This window comes from Nocardioides sp. P4_G10, from assembly GCF_056401175.1.
On the sequence record NZ_JBFUJV010000026.1, the window covers coordinates 1 to 21,611 of the forward strand.

The window sequence follows — 21,611 nt, forward strand, 5'->3', positions numbered from 1 at the left end:
GGCGGGCCCCTGCGGCCCGCCCGACACCCACTCCCCACCGTCCCAGGGGTCACAACAGGCCTCTGACCTGCGCAAACGCGAGTGTGGTCGCGGTCACAGCGTTTCGATTTGCACGATCCGGGCGAACTGCATAATGTTCTCTCTGTCGCCAGGGAGCGGCGGGGAGCAAGACCGGTCAGGTCGGGCTCCCGGCCCCGGGCAGGACAACTCGAAGCGGTCACCGGTCACGGTGACACCACCGGGTCAGAGCGAAACAGCCGAGGATTTGCCACGGCAGAAAGTCGCTCGCTAAGTTTCACCAGTTGCCCCACGCAACCGAGATCCTCACCGGATCGCGATGTGGGTGCGTCTGATTCTTGAGAACTCAACAGTGTGTTTGATTAGTCGACGAATTAGTTTGTTATGCCCCGTTGACGTCAACTTTGCTTGCCGGACTCTTTCTTGGGTTTGGTGGGTGTTGGTGTCGCGGTTTCTTTGACAATGATTCTGGCGAGGTCCTCTTCTTTGGAGGGGGTCTCAAATTGCTAGTTTTGTTCAGTCATGGATGTGGCTCTTATTGATAGTCCTGCTGGTCTGCTGCTTTGGTGGTGGGTTGGTGGGTATGTTTTCGATGGAGAGTTTGATCCTGGCTCAGGACGAACGCTGGCGGCGTGCTTAACACATGCAAGTCGAGCGGAAAGGCCACTTCGGTGGTACTCGAGCGGCGAACGGGTGAGTAACACGTGAGTAATCTGCCCCTGGCTTTGGGATAGCCACCGGAAACGGTGATTAATACCGGATACGACAACTTCTTGCATGAGATGGTTGTGGAAAGTTTTTCGGCCAGGGATGTGCTCGCGGCCTATCAGCTTGATGGTGAGGTAATGGCTCACCATGGCTTCGACGGGTAGCCGGCCTGAGAGGGTGACCGGCCACACTGGGACTGAGACACGGCCCAGACTCCTACGGGAGGCAGCAGTGGGGAATATTGGACAATGGGCGGAAGCCTGATCCAGCAACGCCGCGTGAGGGATGACGGCCTTCGGGTTGTAAACCTCTTTCAGCAGGGACGAAGCGCAAGTGACGGTACCTGCAGAAGAAGCACCGGCCAACTACGTGCCAGCAGCCGCGGTAATACGTAGGGTGCGAGCGTTGTCCGGAATTATTGGGCGTAAAGGGCTCGTAGGCGGTTTGTCGCGTCGGGAGTGAAAACCAGGTGCTTAACACCTGGCTTGCTTTCGATACGGGCAGACTAGAGGTATTCAGGGGAGAACGGAATTCCTGGTGTAGCGGTGAAATGCGCAGATATCAGGAGGAACACCGGTGGCGAAGGCGGTTCTCTGGGAATGACCTGACGCTGAGGAGCGAAAGTGTGGGGAGCGAACAGGATTAGATACCCTGGTAGTCCACACCGTAAACGTTGGGCGCTAGGTGTGGGGTCCATTCCACGGATTCCGTGCCGCAGCTAACGCATTAAGCGCCCCGCCTGGGGAGTACGGCCGCAAGGCTAAAACTCAAAGGAATTGACGGGGGCCCGCACAAGCGGCGGAGCATGCGGATTAATTCGATGCAACGCGAAGAACCTTACCTGGGTTTGACATACACCCTGCCGCTCCAGAGATGGGGCTTCTTTTGGGGGTGTACAGGTGGTGCATGGCTGTCGTCAGCTCGTGTCGTGAGATGTTGGGTTAAGTCCCGCAACGAGCGCAACCCTCGTTCTATGTTGCCAGCACGTAATGGTGGGGACTCATAGGAGACTGCCGGGGTCAACTCGGAGGAAGGTGGGGATGACGTCAAGTCATCATGCCCCTTATGTCCAGGGCTTCACGCATGCTACAATGGCCGGTACAAAGGGCTGCGATCCCGTAAGGGGGAGCGAATCCCAAAAAGCCGGTCTCAGTTCGGATTGGGGTCTGCAACTCGACCCCATGAAGTCGGAGTCGCTAGTAATCGCAGATCAGCAACGCTGCGGTGAATACGTTCCCGGGCCTTGTACACACCGCCCGTCACGTCACGAAAGTCGGCAACACCCGAAGCCGGTGGCCCAACCCTTGTGGAGGGAGCCGTCGAAGGTGGGGCTGGCGATTGGGACGAAGTCGTAACAAGGTAGCCGTACCGGAAGGTGCGGCTGGATCACCTCCTTTCTAAGGAGCACACACCCCGACATCTGGCCGGTCCATTCAGGATCGCGAAGCGCCCAGGTGCGATGGTGGTGTCTCACTAGTGGAATCGTCGACATCAGCGCTGCCAGCTCGTCACGGGTTTTCCGTGGGGGGTGGGTGGGTTGCTGGTTCACTCATGCCCCACGTTGGTGGGGGTGGGGTCAAGCACACTGTTGGGTCCTGAAGGATCAGCCGTCACGGCCCGCCCGGGAACGGGTCGGGTGTGTGGTTGGGCTTCTGTTCCTCTCTTCGTCTGTGTCTCCACGTGTGGGGGTGTGGGGGTTGGTGGGGTTGTTGTTTGAGATCTGCATAGTGGACGCGAGCATCTTCACTGCACGCAATCGATCGGGCGTCATGCCTGGTGGGTGGTGTGTGGTGAGTGTGTAATTATCTTCGCGCCGTGAACCTGTTTYCTTACGGGTTGCGGTGTGTGAAGAGTCTGTCCGGCTCATTCCTTGATTGTGGGGTGGGTCGGGTGTTCTTTGGTTTGTCTCGTTCCTTGTGAACGGTCTGCGTGGGAATGGCATGTGCTTACGGGCGTGTGTTGTTTTGACGTTGTTGAGACAAGCTATGAAGGGCACATGGTGGATGCCTTGGCATCAAGAGCCGATGAAGGACGTTGGAGCCTGCGATAAGCCCTGGGGAGTTGGCAACCAAGCTGTGATCCGGGGGTGTCCGAATGGGGAAACCCAGCACGAGTCATGTCGTGTTACCTGCACCTGAACACATAGGGTGTGTGGAGGGAACGTCGGGAAGTGAAACATCTCAGTACCGACAGGAAGAGAAAACAACAGTGATTCCGAGAGTAGTGGCGAGCGAAATCGGATGAGGCCAAACCTCGAGTGTGTGATACCCGGCAGGGGTTGCATTCGGGGGGTTGTGGGACCGTTCAGTTGAGTCTGCCGGCTCAGCACAGAGTAAGAAACCAGTGTGGAAGTCGAAGTCGGTTGGAAAGCCGTACCGTAGAGGGTGATAGGCCCGTAGACGTAAAGCGCTGGCTCTGGAGCGTGTTCCCAAGTAACACGGAACCCCTGAAATTCCGTGTGAATCTGGCGGGACCACCCGTTAAGCCTAAATACTCCTTGATGACCGATAGCGGACAAGTACCGTGAGGGAAAGGTGAAAAGTACCCCTGGCGGGGAGTGAAATAGTACCTGAAACCGTGTGCCTACAATCCGTCGGAGCTTGTGCATTCCCTTGTGGGGTGTGTGGGTGACGGCGTGCCTTTTGAAGAATGAGCCTGCGAGTTTGCGGTGTGTTGCGAGGTTAACCCGTGTGGGGAAGCCGTAGCGAAAGCGAGTCCGAATAGGGCGTTTCAGTAGCGCGCTCAAGACCCGAAGCGAAGTGATCTATCCATGGGCAGGTTGAAGCGTCGGTAAGACGACGTGGAGGACCGAACCCACTTAGGTTGAAAACTGAGGGGATGACCTGTGGATAGGGGTGAAAGGCCAATCAAACTTCGTGATAGCTGGTTCTCCCCGAAATGCATTTAGGTGCAGCGTTGCGTGTTTCTTGCCGGAGGTAGAGCACTGGATAGCCGATGGGCCCTACAAGGTTACTGACGTTAGCCAAACTCCGAATGCCGGTAAGTGAGAGCGCAGCAGTGAGACTGCGGGGGATAAGCTCCGTAGTCGAGAGGGAAACAGCCCAGACCATCAGCTAAGGCCCCTAAGCGGTGACTAAGTGGAAAAGGATGTGGAGTCGCATTGACAACCAGGAGGTTGGCTTGGAAGCAGCCACCCTTGAAAGAGTGCGTAATAGCTCACTGGTCAAGTGATTCCGCGCCGACAATGTAGCGGGGCTCAAGTCATCCGCCGAAGCTATGGCATTCAGCGAATACATCAGCATCGACTTGATCGGTGTTCAGTGCGCTGGATGGGTAGGGGAGCGTCGTGTGGGCAGTGAAGCGCCGGAGTGATCCAGGCGTGGAGCCCACACGAGTGAGAATGCAGGCATGAGTAGCGAATCACGGGTGAGAAACCCGTGCGCCGAATGATCAAGGGTTCCAGGGTCAAGCTAATCTGCCCTGGGTAAGTCGGGACCTAAGGCGAGGCCGACAGGCGTAGTCGATGGACAACGGGTTGATATTCCCGTACCGGCGAAGTTGCGCCCATGACGAACCTGGTGATGCTAACCACCCGAAACTCATCGGACCGGACCCTTCGGGGCGAGGCTGGTGAGCGGAGCGTGGGACCCGAGCTGGTAGTAGTCAAGCGATGGGGTGACACAGGAAGGTAGCCCAGCCACAGCGATGGTTGTCTGTGGGCAAGCGTGTAGGACGTGGTGTAGGCAAATCCGCACCATCCACTTCAGTGTGGAGTCTGAGACGTGATGCGGAGCCTTTATGGCGAAGTGGGTGATCCTATGCTGTCGAGAAAAACCTCTAGCGAGCAACGAGCCGCCCGTACCCCAAACCGACTCAGGTGATCAAGTAGAGAATACTAAGGCGATCGAGACAACCATGGTTAAGGAACTCGGCAAAATGCCCCCGTAACTTCGGGAGAAGGGGGGCCCGGATCGTGAACCCACTTGCTGGGGGAAGCGTAAAGGGCCGCAGAGACCAGGGGAAAGCGACTGTTTACTAAAAACACAGGTCCGTGCGAAGTTGTAAGACGATGTATACGGACTGACTCCTGCCCGGTGCTGGAAGGTTAAGAGGACCGGTTAGACCCTTTGGGGTCGAAGCTGAGAATTTAAGCCCCAGTAAACGGCGGTGGTAACTATAACCATCCTAAGGTAGCGAAATTCCTTGTCGGGTAAGTTCCGACCTGCACGAATGGAGTAACGACTTTCCCACTGTCTCAACCATGGACTCGGCGAAATTGCACTACGAGTAAAGATGCTCGTTACGCGCGGCAGGACGGAAAGACCCCGGGACCTTTACTATAGTTTGGTATTGGTGTTTGGTACGGCTTGTGTAGGATAGGTGGGAGACTGTGAAACCCTCACGCCAGTGGGGGTGGAGTCAACGTTGAAATACCACTCTGGTCGTACTAGATGTCTAACCTAGGTCCGTCATCCGGATCAGGGACAGTGCCTGATGGGTAGTTTAACTGGGGCGGTTGCCTCCTAAAATGTAACGGAGGCGCTCAAAGGTTCCCTCAGCCTGGTTGGCAATCAGGTGGCGAGTGTAAGTGCACAAGGGAGCTTGACTGTGAGACAGACATGTCGAGCAGGGACGAAAGTCGGAACTAGTGATCTGGCCACGGCATGTGGAAGCGTGGTCACTCAACGGATAAAAGGTACCCCGGGGATAACAGGCTGATCTTCCCCAAGAGTCCATATCGACGGGATGGTTTGGCACCTCGATGTCGGCTCGTCGCATCCTGGGGCTGGAGTAGGTCCCAAGGGTTGGGCTGTTCGCCCATTAAAGCGGCACGCGAGCTGGGTTTAGAACGTCGTGAGACAGTTCGGTCCCTATCCGCCGCGCGCGCAGGAAACTTGAGAAAGGCTGTCCCTAGTACGAGAGGACCGGGATGGACGAACCTCTGGTGTGCCAGTTGTTCTGCCAAGAGCACGGCTGGTTGGCTACGTTCGGAAGTGATAACCGCTGAATGCATCTAAGCGGGAAGCACGTTTCAAGATGAGGTTTCCCACCCAATAATGGGGTAAGGCCCCCCACAGAACATGGGGTTGATAGGCCGGAGGTGTACAGCAGTAATGCCTAGCCGACCGGTACTAATAGGCCGAGGGCTTGTCCCAACCACGTACAAAACCACACACGCACACCGCGTGTCCGTGCACGTACGACCGCGCAAACCAACGAACACACAGACACACACTCTTGTTCGCGTCCACTAAGCAGTTCCCAACCAACAAACCCAGCCCAGGGCGACATGCCCCGGGGGTTTGATGAGGTTGAAAGAGTTACGGCGGCCATAGCGAAACGGGAAACACCCGGTCCCATACCGAACCCGGAAGTTAAGCCTTTCAGCGCCGATGGTACTGCAACCGAGAGGTTGTGGGAGAGTAGGAMGCCGCCGGACAAACATTTGGCAGGGGCCACCAGTGATCTGGTGGCCCCTGCGCCATTTCTGGCGCGGTATGAGTAGCGTTGCCCCCGTACGGGGTGTCGAGGCGTGGAGAAGGGAAGTGCGGCTGTGGCCGAGGACCGTCGAGGACAGGGACCGTCACGAGGTGGGTCCGGCGGCGGACGAGGTGGCTCGTCCGGCGGTGGCCGCGGCAGCTCGTCGTCCCGCGGCGGGTCGCAGAGCGACTCGCGCGGTGACTCCCGAGGCGGATCCCGCAGCGACTCCCGTGGCGACTCCCGTGGTGACTCCCGCGGCGCGAGCCGATCCGGGGACACCCGTGGCAAGTCCGGCGGCCGTGGCCCGTCAGGCGGCAAGCCGACGGGCGGCAAGCGTCCTGCCGGCGCCCAGCAGCGCGGGCCCCGGGATCGTGCCCAGGAGAAGGAAGCCCGCACGGCTGACCAGGCGGCGTACGACGGACCGGACCTGCCCGAGCACATCACCGGCATCGAGCTCGACCGGGGGGTCCGTGCCCAGCTGAAGGGCCTGCCCGAGAAGCTCGCAGCCCGCGTCGCCAGGCACCTGGCTGCCGCCGGAGCCTTCATCGACGATGACCCCGAGCTCGCCTACCGTCACGCCCTGGCTGCCCGTGCCCGCGCCTCCCGCATCGCGGTCGTCCGCGAGGCGGTGGGGGAGACGGCCTACGCCGCCGGCCACTACGCCGAGGCGCTGGCCGAGCTGCGTGCCGCGAAGCGGATGAACGGTGCGACGGACTACCTGCCGATCATGGCCGACTGCCACCGAGCTCTCGGCAATCCCGAGCAGGCGATCAAGCTGGCCAAGACCCCGTCCGTCGCCAACTTCAGCACCGAGGCGAAGGCCGAGATGACGCTGGTGGAGGCGGGCGCCCGGCGCGACATGGGCCAGCTCGACGCTGCCCTGCGCACCCTCGAGCTCGCGCCGCTGACGTCGAAGAGCCGTGCTGCCTGGGTGGTGCGGCTGCGCTACGCCTATGCCGACACGCTCGAGGCGGCCGGCCGTGAGTCGGACGCGCTGGCGTGGTTCCACCGCACGCACGCGATCGACTCCGACGAGCTCACCGACTCCGCCGAGCGCGCAGAGATCCTCGAGCGCCGTCAGTCCTGACCCCTCCTCATCGGCGTGACTGCTGGCGCTCGGGCGCCACATGGGTCACAATGGGGCCACTAATCACATACGTGTCACTCAACTCTTTGAGCACTGACGACAGAACGCTGGGGAAGGCGCATCTGGAGCGTCGGAACTCAAGGAGGTCACAGTGACCACACGCATTGCTTCCCGTCCGGACGGTCCGGCCACGAGGGGCATTCTTTACGTGCACTCTGCTCCCTCTGCACTCTGCCCGCACATCGAGTGGGCCGTGGGCGGGATCCTCGGAGTCGCCGTCTCGCTCGACTGGACGCCGCAGCCTGCCCAGCCGGGGTCCTACCGTGCCGAGCTGTCCTGGACCGGCTCAGGTGGCACCGCAGCGGCGGTGGCCTCTGCCCTGCGTGGCTGGAACCACCTGCGCTTCGAGATCACCGAGGAGCCGACGAGCTCCACCGAGGGCACGCGCTTCTCGTGCACGCCCGACCTCGGGATCTTCCACGCCATCACCGGGCCGCACGGCGACATCCTGATCCCCGAGGACCGGCTGAAGGCCGCGGTGGTGAAGGCCGCCCTCGGTGACACCACGCTGCTGCTCGAGATCGACAACCTGCTCGGCAAGCCGTGGGACGACGAGCTCGAGACCTTCCGGCACGCCGGAGAGGGTGCTCCGGTGCGCTGGCTGCACCAGGTGGTCTGACGACGCCCCCTCAGAGGGGGATGTTGCCGTGACGGCCGCGGCGTACGCCGGCCGTGTCGATCTCGTGCCGCATGGCGAGCGCGATCGCGCTGCGCGTGTGGGTGGGCTCGACGACCTCGTCGACGACCCCGATCTCCACGGCCTTGTCGACGCCGCCGGCGATCCGCTCGTGCTCGGCGGCGAGCTCGGTCTCGACCTGCGGGCGGATCTCGGGGGAGACCTCCGCCAGCTTGCGTCGGTGCAGGATCCGGATGGCCGCGACGGCACCCATGACGGCCACCTCGGCGCCCGGCCACGCGAAGACGCGGGTGGCACCCAGGGAGCGGGCGTTCATCGCGATGTAGGCGCCGCCGTAGGTCTTGCGGGTCACGAGCGTGACGCGCGGGACGACGCACTCACCGAAGGCGTGGAGCAGCTTGGCGCCACGACGTACGACACCGTCCCACTCCTGGCCGACGCCGGGGAGGTAGCCGGGCACGTCGACGAGCACGATCAGCGGCACCCCGAAGGCGTCGCACATGCGCACGAAGCGGGACGCCTTCTCGGCTGAGAGCGAGTCGAGGCAGCCGCCGAGGCGCAGCGGGTTGTTGGCCACGACGCCGACGGTGCGGCCGCCGAAGCGGCCGAGTGCGGTGACGATGTTGGGGGCCCAGCGGGCGTGCAGCTCCTGCATGGTGCCCTCGTCGAGCAGGCCGTCGACGAGCGGGTGCACGTCGTAGGCGCGCTTCTTGGACTCCGGCAGGAGGGCGCCGAGGTCGCGGTCCTCGACGGACTCGGCCGCGAGGCTGCCCTGCGCGCCGAGGAGGGAGGCCACCGTGCGGGCCCGGTCGAGCGCCTCGCGCTCGGACTCGGTGAGGATGTGCACGACGCCCGACCGGCGGCCGTGCGGCTCGGGGCCGCCGAGGCGGAGCATGTCGACGTCCTCGCCCGTGACGGAGCGGACGACGTCGGGGCCGGTGACGAAGATGCGTCCTTCGGGGCCGAGGATCACCACGTCGGTGAGCGCCGGGCCGTAGGCGGCGCCGCCGGCGGCGGGGCCGAGCACGACGGAGATCTGGGGGATGACCCCGGAGGCCTGGGTCATCACCTGGAAGATGCGGCCCACGGCGTGGAGGGACAGCACGCCCTCCGCGAGCCGGGCGCCACCGGAGTGCCAGAGGCCGATGATCGGCACCCCGTCGGTGAGGGCGCGGTGGTAGGCGTCCACCACGACGCGGCAGCCGACGTCGCCCATGGCGCCGCCCATCACCGTGGCGTCGCTGCAGAAGGCGACGACGGACGTGCCGTCGACCCGTCCGACGGCGGCGAGCATCCCTGAGTCGTCGTCGGCGGTGATCAGCTCGAGGGTGCCCTCGTCGAGCAGCGCCGTGAGCCGGTGGACCGGGTTGCGCGGGTCCTGGTCGCGGGGCAGCTTGGCGGGCTTCGTGGCCGTCGTCGTCATGGGGAGTTCTCTTCCGGTTCTCAGACGCTGCCGAAGGCGACCGCGACGTTGGCGCCGCCGAAGCCGAAGGAGTTGTTGAGCGCGACGATGTCGCCCTCGGGCAGGTCGCGCTTCGACGTCGGGATGTCGAGGTCGACCTCGGGGTCCTTGTTGTCGAGGTTGATCGTCGGCGGGCTGACGCGGTCGTGGAGCGCCATGACGGTGGCCACGGCCTCGAGGGCGCCGGCGCCACCGAGCAGGTGGCCGGTCATCGACTTGGTGCTCGTGACCACGCAGCGGTCGACGTGCTCGCCGAGGACGGCGTGGAGCATCAGGCCCTCGGCGATGTCGCCCTTGGGCGTCGAGGTCGCGTGGGCATTGACGTGGACGACGGTGGCGGGGTCGACGTCGCCCTCGCGCAGCGCCATCTTGATCGCGCGGGTGCCGCCGCGACCCGCGGGGTCTGGCTGCGCGATGTCGTGGGCGTCGTTGCTGATGCCGGCGCCACGCACCTCGGCGTAGATCTTCGCGCCGCGGGCGCGGGCGTGCTCCTCGGACTCGAGGATGAGCACGGCGCCGCCCTCGCCGAGGACGAAGCCGTCGCGGTCGGTGTCCCAGGGGCGGGAGACGGTGGTCGGGTCGCCACCCTCCTCGCTGCCGGTCTTGGACAGCGCCATCATGTTGGCGAACGCTGCCATCGGGAGCGGGTGGATCGCGGCCTCGGTGCCGCCGGCCATGACCACGTCGGCGCGGCCGAGGCGGATCAGGTCGATCGCCATGGCGATGGCCTCGTTGCCCGACGCGCAGGCAGAGGTGGGGGCGTGGACCGCCGCGCGGGCGCCGTACTTGAGGCTGACGTTGGCCGCCGGGGCGTTGGGCATGAGCATGGGGACGGCGAGCGGGGAGACCCGGCGCGCACCCTTCTCGAGGAGGATGTCGTAGTTGTCGAGGAGCGTGGTGACGCCGCCGATGCCGGAGGCGAGTGCCACGCCGAGCCGCTCGGGCTCGAGACCGGAGTCCTCCAGGCCCGCGTCGGCCCACGCCTGCTCGGCGGCGACCATGGCGAACTGGCTCGACCGGTCGAGACGGCGCGCCTTGACCCGCTCGAGGACCTCGGACGGCTCGACCGCCACGCGGCCACCGATCTTCACCGGGAGCTGGTCGACCCACTCGTCGGTGAGGCGCCGGACGCCGGAGGTGCCGGACAGCATCGCCTGCCACGTGGAGGCGACGTCCCCGCCGACGGGGGAGGTGGTGCCGAGGCCGGTGACGACTACGCGGGTCGAGGGCATCTGATGTGGTTCCGTTCTCGCTGGGGATGAGGTTCCTGGGTCACGGGGGCCGGGGCTGGACGCCGGCCACCCGTGACGCGGGGGAGAGCGTCAGCCCTGGGCGCGCTCGATGTAGGCGACGGCGTCGCCCACGGTCTTGAGGTTCTTGACCTCGTCGTCGGGGATGGTCACGCCGAACTTCTCCTCGGCGGCCACGACGACCTCGACCATGGAGAGCGAGTCGACGTCGAGGTCGTCCACGAAGGACTTGTCCAGCTGGACGTCGTCGGCGTCGACGCCGGCCACCTCGTTGACGATCTCGGCGAGGTCGGCGCGGATTTCTTCGGTGCTGGCCATGGGGCCTTCCCTTCTTCTGGTGCTGCTTGGGCTGGTCTGTGGGTGGTGCGGGTCAGGGGACGGTGACGACCTGGGCGGCGTAGGATAGCCCGGCGCCGAACGCGATGAGCAGGGCGGTGTCACCGGACTTCGCGTCGCCCTCGGCCATCATCCGGTCGAGCGCGAGCGGCACCGACGCGGCGGAGGAGTTGCCCTGGTCGGCGACGTCGCGGGCGATCTTCACCGAGGCGGGCAGCTTCATCGATCGCGCCATCGCGTCGATGATGCGCATGTTGGCCTGGTGGGGCACGAAGACGTCGAGCTCGTCGAGCGAGACCCCGGCCGTGTCGAGCGCCTGCTGGCCGATCTTGGCCATCGCGAAGGACGCCCAGCGGAAGACCGGGTTGCCCTGCATGGTGAGGTGCGGCATCACGCCGGAGCCCGGCTGGGTGTCGGTGCCGACGACGTCGCGCCAGTCCTCGCGCTGGCGGATGAGGTCGAACTGCTCGCCGTCGGAGCCCCACACGACCGGTCCGATGCCCGGGGTGTCGCTCGGTCCGACGACGGCCGCTCCGGCCCCGTCGGCGAAGATGAAGGCCGTGCCACGGTCGGTGAGGTCGAGGATGTCGGTGAGCCGCTCCACCCCGATCACGAGGACGTAGCGGGAGCTGCCGGCGCGGACGATGTCGGAGGCCAGGGCGATGCCGTGGCAGAACCCGGAGCAGGCCGCGGAGATGTCGAAGGCGGCCGCGCCGTCGGTGCCGAGCTCGTGCGCGACAGCCGTGGCGACGGCGGGCGTCTGGAGCAGGTGGCTCACGGTGGCCACGACCACGCAGTCGATCTGGCCGACGTCGAGCCCGGACCGCTCGATCGCGATCCGCGAGGCCTCGACGGACATCATCTGCACGGACTCCTCCGGACCGGCCCAGCGGCGCGTCTTGATCCCGGAGCGCTGCTGGATCCACTCGTCGCTGGAGTCGATGGCGTCGACGACCTCGGAGTTGGGGACGAGGCGGGTCGGGCGGTAGGCCCCGACGCCCATGATGCGTGCGTGAGGGGCGCCCGTGCCGCCGGCGATGGCGGCCATCAGTGGGTCCCCTCCGGGTGGAGCCGCAGGAGGGGCTGGCCGGGGGAGACGAGGTCGCCGTCCTCGACGAGCCACTCGACGACGGAGCCGCCGTGCGGCGCCGTGATGTCGATGCGGTCGCGCAGGCTGGCCACCGCGCCGATCACGGCACCGGGCTCCAGCACGTCGCGCTCGACGGCCTCGGAGGACAGGTGGAACGTGCCCTTGGCGGGCGAGACGACCATCCGCCACGTCGGCGTGGTCTCGATCATCGACGCCTCGCCGTGCTTGTCGCAGAACGCGCGTGCGTCGTCGAGCTGGTCGGGCGTCTTGAGCGCAAAGGTCTCGACGCCCTTCAGCGCGCGCTTCGCGATGCCGGTGAGCGTGCCGGCGGGCGGCATCTCCAGGATGCCGGTGACGCCGAGGTCGCTCATGGTCTCGAGGCAGAGGTCCCAACGGACCGGGTTGGAGATCTGCCCGACCATGCGGCGCAGCACGTCGCGGCCGTCGTGGACGACCTGGCCGTCGCGGTTGGAGATCACCGGCGTGCGCGGGTCGTGGGTGGAGACCGACCGGGCCAGCGAGGCGAGGCGGTCGACCGCGGGTGCCATGTGGACGGTGTGGAACGCGCCGGCGACGCTGAGCGGCATCAGGCGCGCCTTGGCGGGCGGGTCCTCGGCGAAGGCCGCGAGCTGCTCCGTCGTACCGGCTGCGACGACCTGGCCGGGCCCGTTGTCGTTGGCGGCGGTGAGGCCGTGGCGCTCGATGACCGCGAGGACCTCGTCGCGGTCGCCGCCGAGGACGGCGGTCATCCCGGTGGCGGTGGTGGCGGCCGCGTCGGCCATCGCGTTGCCGCGCTCGCGCACCAGCACCATCGCCTGCTCGGCGGTGATCACCCGGGCGCCCGCCGCGGCGGTCAGCTCGCCCACGCTGTGGCCGGCGACCGCGCCGATGCGCGCGAACGCGTCGGCGGGGTGCGGGAAGAGGTCGAGCGCCGCGATCAGCCCGGTCGCGACCAGCAGCGGCTGGGCGATCTTGGTGTCGCGGATCGTGTCGGCGTCTGCCTGGGTGCCGTAGTGGGCGAGGTCGATGCCGGCGACCGTGGCCAGCCAGTCGAACCGCGCGGCGAAGGTCGGGTCCTCCAGCCATGGCGTGAGGAAACCGGGGGTCTGGGCCCCTTGACCGGGGGCGACGATGACGAGCACACGTCCACTGTGCCGGGTGGTGGCCGGTCGGCGCGGGTCCGACGCCGACGAATCTGACCCCCAGATCTTTGTAGGGTTCCTACAGTTCCGTTCGACCCGACTGACGCCCTAGGATCAGCGCCAGCTGGAGGGCGAACGCCTCGCGCGGGCGGGTCGGCGACCAGCCCGTGGCGTCGGAGATCTGGCGCAGCCGGTAGCGCACCGTGTTGGGGTGCACGAAGAGCGCGCGAGCCGTCGCCTCGATCGACGAGCCGTGCTCGAACCACGCCGACAGCGTCTCCAACAGGGTGCCGCGGGCAGCCACCAGCGGGAGGTAGACCTCGTCGACCAGGTGGCGCCGCGCGTGGCCGTCGCCGGCCAGGGCCCGCTCGGGCAGCAGGTCGCGGCTCGCGACCGGGCGCGGGGCGTCGGGCCAGCCACTGGCCGCCCGGTGGGCCGACAGGGCGGCGCGGGCGGACGCGTTGGCGTGGGCCAGGTCAGCGGTGACGGGTCCGACCACGACGGGCCCGTCACCGAAGTGGTCCAGCAGCCGGGTCGCGGCCGGGAGCGGGTCGGTCACGCCGCCCAGCACGACGACGAGCCGGTCGCCCTGCGTGGCGCACAGCGCGTCCATCCCGCCGGCGCGAGCCGAGCGGCGTACGGACTCGAAGACGTCGAGCTCGGCCCGGTGGAGAGGCGTGGCGCCCAGCACCACGGCCACGTCGCCGTGCGCCCCCCAGCCCAGCGCGCTCGCCCGCGACAGCACGCTCTCGTCGGCCTCCGCCCGGACGACCGAGTCGACGACCAGTGCCTCGAGCCGGGCGTCCCACGCGCCGCGGGACTCGGCGGCGCGGGCGTAGACGGCGGCAGTGGCGAAGGCGACCTCGCGCGCGTAGAGCAGCACCGCGTCGTGCACCTCGCTGGCGTCCTCCGGGTCGAGGAGCGCGTCGATCGTCGTCTCGACGACCCGGATGCTCAGCCGCACCAGCTCGACCGTCTGCTGGAGCGAGATGACGCCGGTGAGCTCGCGCGGCGCGGCGCCGAACACGACGACGTCGAGCGGATCGTGGGCCGACGCCTCGACCTCGTGGTCGTACCAGTCCACGAACCCGCGGATGCCGGCCTGCACGATCAGGCCGACCCACGAGCGGTCCTGAGCGCTCAGGTCGTCGAACCACGGCAGGTCCGTCGACATCCGGCCCGTGGCGGCGGTGCTCAACGCACCCGTGGAGTTGCGCAGGGCCTCGGCTGCGCGACGACGGGACGGGGTCACGGGACGACTGTAGTGGGGTGCGTCACGTAGTGGGATTCCCACGAAGAGCGGACGGCGCGTCGCGGGCCCGCGCGTCACGATGTGGCATCGGAGCGAGGCGTGCGGGGTACCGGGCCGCACCGTCTGGTTGAATCCCGGACAGTCAGCACCCTGAGATCGAGGTGGATGGTCGAGTGACCCGTCGCAACAGCCCGCAGGTCGAGCACGTGACCGTGCACGGGCACCGACGCGCCTACGTCCGCGCCGGGTCGGGGCCCGTCGTCCTCCTGCTCCACGGACTCGGCTGCGACCACACGACCTGGGGGCCGGTCATCGACTCGCTCTCCCGGACGCACACCGTCATCGCGCCCGACCTGCTCGGGCACGGGTCGTCCGACAAGCCGCGCGCCGACTACAGCGTGGGCGGCTACGCCAACGGCATGCGTGACCTGCTGACCGTGCTGGGCATCGACACCGCGACGGTGGTCGGGCACAGCTTCGGCGGGGGAGTGGCGATGCAGTTCGGCTACCAGTACCCCGAGCGGACCGAGCGGCTCGTCCTCGTGGGCTCCGGCGGCCTGGGGCCCGAGGTCAACCCCGCGATCCGCGCGATCACCACGCCCGGGTTCCAGCAGGTGATGGGGGTGCTCGCCGCGCCGGGCCTTCGCCACGTCGCCACGACGACCATGCGGGTTCTCGCCCGCACCGGGATCAGCCAGCTGCGCGACCTCGGCGAGGTCGCCGCCATCTACGACTCCTTCAAGGACCCGAGCGCGCGTGCCGCGATCCGCCACGTGGTCCGCGCGGTCGTGGACTGGAAGGGCCAGATCGTGACGATGGCCGACCGGGCGTACCTCACCGAGGCCATGCCGATGTGCGTGATCTGGGGCGCCGACGACCTCGTCATCCCGGTCAGCCACGCGAGCAACGCCAGCGCCCTCGCGCCGACCGCCCGCGTCGAGATCATCCCCAACGCCGGCCACTTCCCGCACCGCGACCACCCCGAGCGCTTCGCGAAGATCGTGCGCGACTTCATCCGCACCACCGAGCCCGCCCACTACGACCGCGAGCGCTGGCGCGACCTCCTGGAGGAGGGGGCGTCGCGGCCGCCGGCCGAGGCCCGGGCCGGCGGGTCGCCGGTCTCGCCGCTGGCCGACGTACGACGCGCGAAGCCCGCCTGAGGAAGACATCCTCAAGCGGGCTCGGCGACGTGTCAGGTGATGCGGGTGCTCAGGCGTCTCCGCCCTCCTGCTTGATGTCCTTGGTCGCAGTCGGGTCGTCGATCTTGTAGCGCTGCGCGGCCTCGACGACCTTCTCCACCGGGAAGTCGCCGGCGTCGGCCAGGGCCTGGAGGGCCTGGACGACGACGCTGACCGCGTCGATGTGGAAGAACCGGCGGGCGGCCGGGCGGGTGTCGGCGAAGCCGAACCCGTCGGCACCGAGCACGCGGTAGTCGGCCGGGACCCAGCGGGCGATCTGCAGCGGGACGGCCCGCATGTAGTCGGACACCGCGACGACCGGCCCCTGGGCGCCGGCGAGCTTGTCGCTGACGTAGGCCGTGCGACGCTCCTCGCCCGGGTTGAGCAGGTTCCACTGCTCGGCGGCGGCACCGTCGCGGGCGAGCTCGTTCCACGAGGTGACCGACCACAGGTCGGCCTGGACGCCCCAGTCGTCGGCGAGCAGGCGGGCGGCCTCCTCGGCCCACGGGAAGCCCACGCCGGACGCCATCAGCTGGACCTTCGGGCCCTCGCCCTCGGCGGTGGCGACCTTGTGGATGCCCCGCAGGATGCCGTCGACGTCGACGTCGGAGGGCTCGGCCGGCATGGAGACCGGCTCGTTGTAGACGGTGATGTAGAAGATGACGTCCTCGCCGGTGCCGTCAGGCCCGCCGGTGCCGTACATCCGCTCGAGGCCGTTCTGCATGATGTGGCTGATCTCGTAGGAGAACGCCGGGTCGTAGTGGACGATCGCCGGGTTGGTCGCGGCCAGCAGCGGCGAGTGTCCGTCCGCGTGCTGGAGGCCCTCGCCCGTCAGCGTGGTGCGACCGGCCGTGGCCCCGATGAGGAAGCCGCGGGCCAGCTGGTCGGCCATCGCCCAGATCGAGTCACCCGTGCGCTGGAAGCCGAACATCGAGTAGAAGATGTAGAACGGGATCATGTGCTCGCCGTGCGTGGAGTACGCCGACCCGGCGGCCGTGGCCGACGCCATCGCGCCTGCTTCGGAGATGCCCTCGTGGAGCATCTGGCCCTGCGCGGACTCCTTGTAGGACAGCAGCATCTTGCGGTCGACCGACTCGTACTGCTGGCCGCCCGGGTTGTAGACCTTCGCGCTCGGGAACATCGAGTCCATGCCGAACGTGCGGTACTCGTCGGGGGCGATCGGGACCAGGCGGTCACCGATCTCCGGGTCCTTCATCCAGTCGCGCAGCAGCCGGACGACGGCCATCGTGGTGGCGAACTTGTTCTTGCCCGAGCCCTGCTTGAGCTCGGCGTAGAGCTCGTCGCCGGGCAGCTTGAGGGCGGTGGCGCGGTTCACGCGGCGGGGGATCGAGCCGCCGAGAGCCTGGCGGCGCTCGAGCATGTACTCGATCTCCGGGGCGTCGGCGCCCGGGTGGAAGAACGGCGCGCCGCCGGTCTTCTCGTAGGACTCCTCGAGGTCGCGGTCGCTGATCGGCAGGTAGAGCCGGTCGCGGAACTTCTTGAGGTCCGGGAGGGTCAGCTTCTTCATCTGGTGGGTGGCGTTCTTGCCCTCGAGGGCGTCGATCGTCCAGCCCTTGATGGTGTGGGCCAGGATCACCGTCGGCTGACCGGTGTGCTTGGACGCGGCGTCGAACGCGGCGAAGACCTTGCGGTAGTCGTGACCGCCGCGGGGGAGCTTCTCGATCTGGGTGTCGGACATGTGCTCGACCATCTTGCGCAGGCGCGGGTCGCCGCCGAAGAAGTGCTCGCGGACGTAGGCCCCGTCCTCGGTCGAGTAGGTCTGGAAGGCGCCGTCGGGCGTGGAGTTCATCCGGTTGACCAGGACGCCGTCGACGTCGCGCGCCAGCAGGGCGTCCCACTCGCGGCCCCAGACGACCTTGATGACGTTCCAGCCGGCACCGCGGAAGTTGGCCTCGAGCTCCTGGATGATCTTGCCGTTGCCGGTGACCGGACCGTCGAGCTGCTGCAGGTTGCAGTTGATGACCCAGGTCAGGTTGTCGAGCTCCTCGCGCGCGGCGACGCGGATCGCGCCCAGCGACTCGGGCTCGGCCATCTCGCCGTCGCCCATGAAGGCCCACACGCGCTGCTGCTGGGTGTCCTTGATGCCGCGGTTGTCGAGGTAGCGGTTGAAGCGGGCCTGGTAGATCGAGCCGATGGCCGTCAGGCCCATCGAGACGGTCGGGAACTCCCAGAAGTCGGGCATCAGGCGCGGGTGGGGGTACGACGGCAGGCCGGCGCCCTTGCCGTGCTGGACCTCCTGGCGGAAGCGGTAGAGCTGCTCCTCGCTGAGGCGACCCTCGAGGAACGCGCGGGCATAGACACCCGGCGAGCCGTGGCCCTGGATGTAGATCTGGTCGCCACCGCCCTCGTGGTCCTTGCCGCGGAAGAAGTGGTTGAAGCCGACCTCGTAGAGGCTCGCCGAGGACTGGTAGGTGGCGATGTGACCGCCGACCTCGAGGCCCTTGCGGTTGGCCGACGAGACCATGACGGCGGCGTTCCAGCGGATGAACGCGCGGATCCGGCGCTCGACCTCCTCGTCACCGGGGAACCACGGCTCGCGCTCCGGCGGGATCGTGTTGAGGTAGTCGGTCGAGCGCAGGGCCGGGACGCCGACCTGCTTCTCGCGCGCGCGCTCGAGGAGGCGCAGCATCAGGTAGCGGGCGCGGTCGCGGCCGCGGTCGTCGAGCATCGCGTCGAACGACGCGAGCCACTCCTGCGTCTCGTCCGGGTCGATGTCGGGCAGCTGGGTGGGAAGACCCTCGTGGATCACCGACGCGATGGCCGGGTTCTTGCTGGACTTCTCGTCGGACTTCTCGGCGTCACTCACCCGCTCATCGTGTCACGACCGTCGGCGCCACGAAATCTACCCATGGGTAGTCCCACGGGCCGTGCGGCGCGACCGCGGCCGCCGTCCCTGACAGGCGTGCGCGAGGACGGGGCGTGGACCGGGGTTGCGGCTCCTGCTGTGTTCCTGTGGACTGTGCGCATCCACGCCTGACCTCGACTGGTCGGGCACCCCGAACACAGGAGGCACTGCGTGAGCTCGACGGTGGGCGATTCTGCCCCGGTGACAGGAACGGGGGACCGCCTCGGGCTCAAGCCCGGCATGGTCGTCCAGGAACTCGGCTGGGACAACGACACCGATGACGAGCTCCGCGTCGCGGTCGAGGACTGCATCGACGCAGACATGGTCGACGGCGACTACGGCAACGTGGTCGACGCGGTCCTGCTCTGGTGGCGCGCCGACGACGGTGACCTCGTCGACGGCCTCGTCGACGCCCTGACCGACCTCGTCGGCGGTGGGTCGATCTGGCTCCTCACCCCCAAGGTCGGCCGGCCCGGCACGGTCGACGCGTCCGACGTCACCGAGGCGGCGCCGATCGCGGGCCTGTCGCAGACCACGACGGCGGCGGTCAGCAAGGACTGGCAGGCCATCCGGCTGGTCGCGCCGAAGACCCCCGCGTGACCGTTCGCGACCTCCCGTCCACGCTCGCGGCCCGGGCGTCGGGGGTCGCGACGACTGTCAGCGTGCTGGGACGAGCGGGCGTGATCAGGCCCCACGGGCCACGCACCCTGCTCGAGATCGGCCGGCTGGTCGTGCGCTGGGGGACCGGACCCGCGGGAGGCTTCGCCACGCTCGCTGCCCGTGAGCCGCACCAGGTGGGCGTGGTCGACGAGCTCGGCGAGCTCACCTGGGGCGAGCTGCAGCGCCGCTCGAACTCCCTCGCCAGGGCGCTCGCGGAGCGCGGCGTCCGCGAGGGCGACTCGGTCGCGGTGATGTGCCGCAACCACCGCGGCTTCATCGACGCCACCATCGCGATCGCCAAGCTGGGCGCCGACATCCTCTACCTCAACACCGCCTTCGCGGGACCGCAGCTGGTCGACGTGCTGGAGCGCGAGGCGCCGCGCATGGTGATCCACGACGAGGAGTTCACGGGGCTGCTCGCCGGCGCCGACCTCGACCAGAGGGTGCTGGCGTGGACCGACGGAGATCCCGAGGCCTCCGGGACCCACGACACCCTCGAGCGGCTGGTGACGGCGTACGACGAGAGTGAGCTGCAGCCGCCCGCTCGGCACGCCCGGATCGTGATCCTCACCTCCGGCACGACCGGCACGCCCAAGGGGGCTCCGCGCAAGGAGGCCGGCATCGACGCCGCCGTGTCGCTGCTGTCGCGGATGCCGCTGCGGGCGGGGTGGCGCACCCACATCGCGGCGCCCCTGTTCCACACCTGGGGCTTCGCGCACCTGGCGCTGGCGATGCTGCTCGGCTCGACCGTCGTGCTGCGACGCACCTTCGACCCGGTCGAGGCGCTGCGGACCACGCAGGCCGAGCGGTGCCAGTCGATGGTGGTGATCCCGGTGATGCTCCAGCGCATCCTGGCGCTCGACCCCGGTGAGCTCGAAGGGGTGGACCTCTCCCGCGTCGAGGTGGTCGCGTCGTCGGGCTCGGCGCTGCCGGCCACCCTCGCCAAGGCGTGGATGGACCGGTTCGGCGACAACCTCTACAACATCTACGGCTCCACCGAGGTGGCCTACGCCTCGATCGCCACTCCCGAGGACCTGCGGACCGACCCGACGTCGGCGGGCAAGCCGCCGCACGGCACCGTCGTGAAGATCCTCGGCCACGACGGGCACGAGCTGCCGCGGGGCGAGACGGGCCGGATCTTCGTGGGCAACGGGCTGCTCTTCGAGGGCTACACCAACGGCGGGTCCAAGGAGGTCGTCGAGGGACTGATGTCCTCGGGGGACCTCGGCTGGTTCGACGAGGCCGGCCGCCTGCACGTCGCGGGCCGCGACGACGACATGATCGTCTCCGGCGGCGAGAACGTCTTCCCGCAGGAGGTCGAGGACTGCCTGGTCACCCACGAGGGTGTGGGGGAGGTCGCCGCCGTCGGCGTTGTCGACGAGGACTATGGTCAACGACTGCGCGCCTTCGTGGTGCGCACCGGCGAGGTGTCGGAGGACGACCTGCGCGAGCACGTGAAGGCCAACCTGGCCAGGTTCAAGGTGCCGCGCGAGATCGTGTTCCTCGACGAGCTGCCGCGCAACGGCACGGGCAAGGTGCTCAAGCGGGAGCTGGCCGGGTGGGACACCAGGGATGACCAGAAGGACGGCGAGGGACCAGCGTGACGGGCAACGGACTGTGCATCGGCGACGAGGCACCCGACTTCACGCTCCGTGACCAGTTCGGCCAGGACGTCCGGCTCAGCGACTTCCGGGGCCGCAAGGCGGTCGTGCTGATGTTCTTCCCGTTCGCGTTCACCGGGGTGTGCACCGGCGAGCTCTCGGGCGTGCGCGACCGGCTCGACGAGTTCCTCACCTTCGACACCGAGGTGCTGACCGTGTCGTGCGACTCGGTCTACGCCCTGYGGACCTTCGCGGAGGCCGAGGGGCTGAACTTCCCGCTGCTCTCGGACTGGTGGCCGCACGGCGCCGTGTCGCGGGCCTACGAGGTGTTCGACGAGGTCAAGGGCGCGCCGCGCCGGTCGTCGTACGTCATCGACCGGGGGGGCCGCCTGCGGTGGTCGGTGCACAACGCGAACCCCGACGGCCGCGACCTCGACGAGCACCTCAACGAGCTCCACGCGGCGCTCGAGACGCACCTCGTGTGAGCTCTGGTCTAGACCGATCCGGGCCAATTCGGCGATTCCTCACCGCCCTTTGGGGCGGGGTGTAATCTTCTTCTTGTTGAACCGCTGGTGACCCGAGACGCCAGCGGTTCAACTCATTTCCGGACCTGTTCGTGCCGGCCCTGAGAGGCCTGGCGGACACCGGCCGACGGTTTTCCGGGCCGGGTGCCCGGTCCCGTAGTGTGTGCCCCTGCGCGTCGGTAGCTCAGCGGTAGAGCACTCGGTTTACACCCGAGCGGTCGGCGGTTCGAAACCGTCCCGACGCACCCTTCCCCGCATGCCGGGGACCGCATGAGAGGCCTCTCATCCACGCCTCACG

Annotated in this window: 13 protein-coding genes, 1 tRNA gene and 3 rRNA genes; 10 read left to right on the top strand and 7 right to left on the bottom strand. The window is 67.3% G+C overall.

The features are described 5' to 3' along the window. Positions 1–607: 607 nt before the first annotated feature. The 5 genes from AC1DP1_RS20240 (at position 608) to AC1DP1_RS20260 (ending at position 7,934) form a co-directional block, all read left to right on the top strand. Positions 608–2,123, top strand: a 16S ribosomal RNA gene (locus AC1DP1_RS20240). Between the two features lie 579 nt (positions 2,124–2,702). Then, positions 2,703–5,843 (top strand): 23S ribosomal RNA (locus AC1DP1_RS20245). 166 nt (positions 5,844–6,009) lie between these two features. Further along, positions 6,010–6,127 (top strand): 5S ribosomal RNA (gene rrf, locus AC1DP1_RS20250). The 16S, 23S and 5S rRNA genes sit together here, the layout of an rRNA operon. A 93-nt stretch (positions 6,128–6,220) precedes the next feature. Then, on the top strand, positions 6,221–7,255 hold the full coding sequence (locus AC1DP1_RS20255) for a tetratricopeptide repeat protein (RefSeq protein WP_477508368.1): 1,035 nt from the start codon (positions 6,221–6,223) through the stop codon (positions 7,253–7,255). A gap of 199 nt (positions 7,256–7,454) precedes the next feature. Beyond that, on the top strand, positions 7,455–7,934 hold the full coding sequence (locus tag AC1DP1_RS20260) for a DUF3145 domain-containing protein (RefSeq protein ID WP_457189349.1): 480 nt from the start codon (positions 7,455–7,457) through the stop codon (positions 7,932–7,934). Between the two features lie 10 nt (positions 7,935–7,944). On the opposite strand, the gene AC1DP1_RS20265 is transcribed toward AC1DP1_RS20260, so the two are convergent. The 6 genes from AC1DP1_RS20265 to AC1DP1_RS20290 form a co-directional block, all read right to left on the bottom strand. Then, complete coding sequence (locus tag AC1DP1_RS20265; protein WP_477508369.1) at positions 7,945–9,375, bottom strand: acyl-CoA carboxylase subunit beta; 1,431 nt, start codon at positions 9,373–9,375, stop codon at positions 7,945–7,947. A gap of 20 nt (positions 9,376–9,395) precedes the next feature. Further along, on the bottom strand, positions 9,396–10,646 hold the full coding sequence (fabF, locus tag AC1DP1_RS20270) for a beta-ketoacyl-ACP synthase II (protein WP_457189341.1): 1,251 nt from the start codon (positions 10,644–10,646) through the stop codon (positions 9,396–9,398). A 90-nt stretch (positions 10,647–10,736) separates the two neighbouring features. Next, a complete protein-coding gene (locus tag AC1DP1_RS20275) occupies positions 10,737–10,982 on the bottom strand; it encodes an acyl carrier protein (protein WP_172260204.1) in 246 nt (81 codons plus the stop codon). A gap of 52 nt (positions 10,983–11,034) precedes the next feature. Further along, entirely contained in the window at positions 11,035–12,048 is a 1,014-nt protein-coding gene (locus AC1DP1_RS20280) for a beta-ketoacyl-ACP synthase III (RefSeq protein ID WP_477508370.1), read from the bottom strand. Further along, positions 12,048–13,232, bottom strand: a complete 1,185-nt coding sequence (locus tag AC1DP1_RS20285) for an acyltransferase domain-containing protein (RefSeq protein ID WP_457189337.1) — start codon at positions 13,230–13,232, stop codon at positions 12,048–12,050. Before AC1DP1_RS20285 ends, AC1DP1_RS20280 begins: the two co-directional genes overlap by 1 nt. A gap of 79 nt (positions 13,233–13,311) precedes the next feature. Next, positions 13,312–14,484 carry a PucR family transcriptional regulator gene (locus AC1DP1_RS20290; RefSeq protein ID WP_457189335.1) on the bottom strand — a complete coding sequence of 391 codons (1,173 nt, stop codon included), beginning with the start codon at positions 14,482–14,484 and terminating at the stop codon, positions 13,312–13,314. A gap of 173 nt (positions 14,485–14,657) precedes the next feature. Between AC1DP1_RS20290 and AC1DP1_RS20295 the strand changes: the two genes are divergently transcribed. Further along, positions 14,658–15,644 (top strand): alpha/beta fold hydrolase, encoded by a 987-nt coding sequence (locus AC1DP1_RS20295; protein ID WP_477508371.1) that lies wholly within the window; start codon positions 14,658–14,660, stop codon positions 15,642–15,644. Positions 15,645–15,693: 49 nt separating this feature from the next. On the opposite strand, the gene aceE is transcribed toward AC1DP1_RS20295, so the two are convergent. Next, positions 15,694–18,441: a pyruvate dehydrogenase (acetyl-transferring), homodimeric type gene (gene aceE / locus AC1DP1_RS20300; protein ID WP_477508423.1), complete on the bottom strand. Its 2,748-nt coding sequence runs from the start codon at positions 18,439–18,441 to the stop codon at positions 15,694–15,696. A gap of 258 nt (positions 18,442–18,699) precedes the next feature. Here aceE and AC1DP1_RS20305 point away from each other — a divergent pair, with 258 nt between their 5' ends. The 4 genes from AC1DP1_RS20305 to AC1DP1_RS20320 all read left to right on the top strand — a co-directional run bounded on the left by AC1DP1_RS20305 (position 18,700) and on the right by AC1DP1_RS20320 (position 21,558). Continuing rightward, on the top strand, positions 18,700–19,128 hold the full coding sequence (locus AC1DP1_RS20305; RefSeq protein WP_477508372.1) for a DUF3052 domain-containing protein: 429 nt from the start codon (positions 18,700–18,702) through the stop codon (positions 19,126–19,128). Positions 19,129–19,208: 80 nt separating this feature from the next. Then, complete coding sequence (locus AC1DP1_RS20310; RefSeq protein ID WP_477508373.1) at positions 19,209–20,792, top strand: AMP-binding protein; 1,584 nt, start codon at positions 19,209–19,211, stop codon at positions 20,790–20,792. After that, positions 20,789–21,274, top strand: coding sequence for a peroxiredoxin (locus AC1DP1_RS20315; RefSeq protein WP_477508374.1), 486 nt, complete (start codon positions 20,789–20,791; stop codon positions 21,272–21,274). Before AC1DP1_RS20310 ends, AC1DP1_RS20315 begins: the two co-directional genes overlap by 4 nt. 212 nt (positions 21,275–21,486) lie before the next feature. Further along, positions 21,487–21,558: transfer RNA gene (locus tag AC1DP1_RS20320), tRNA-Val, on the top strand. The last annotated feature ends 53 nt before the right edge of the window (positions 21,559–21,611 follow it).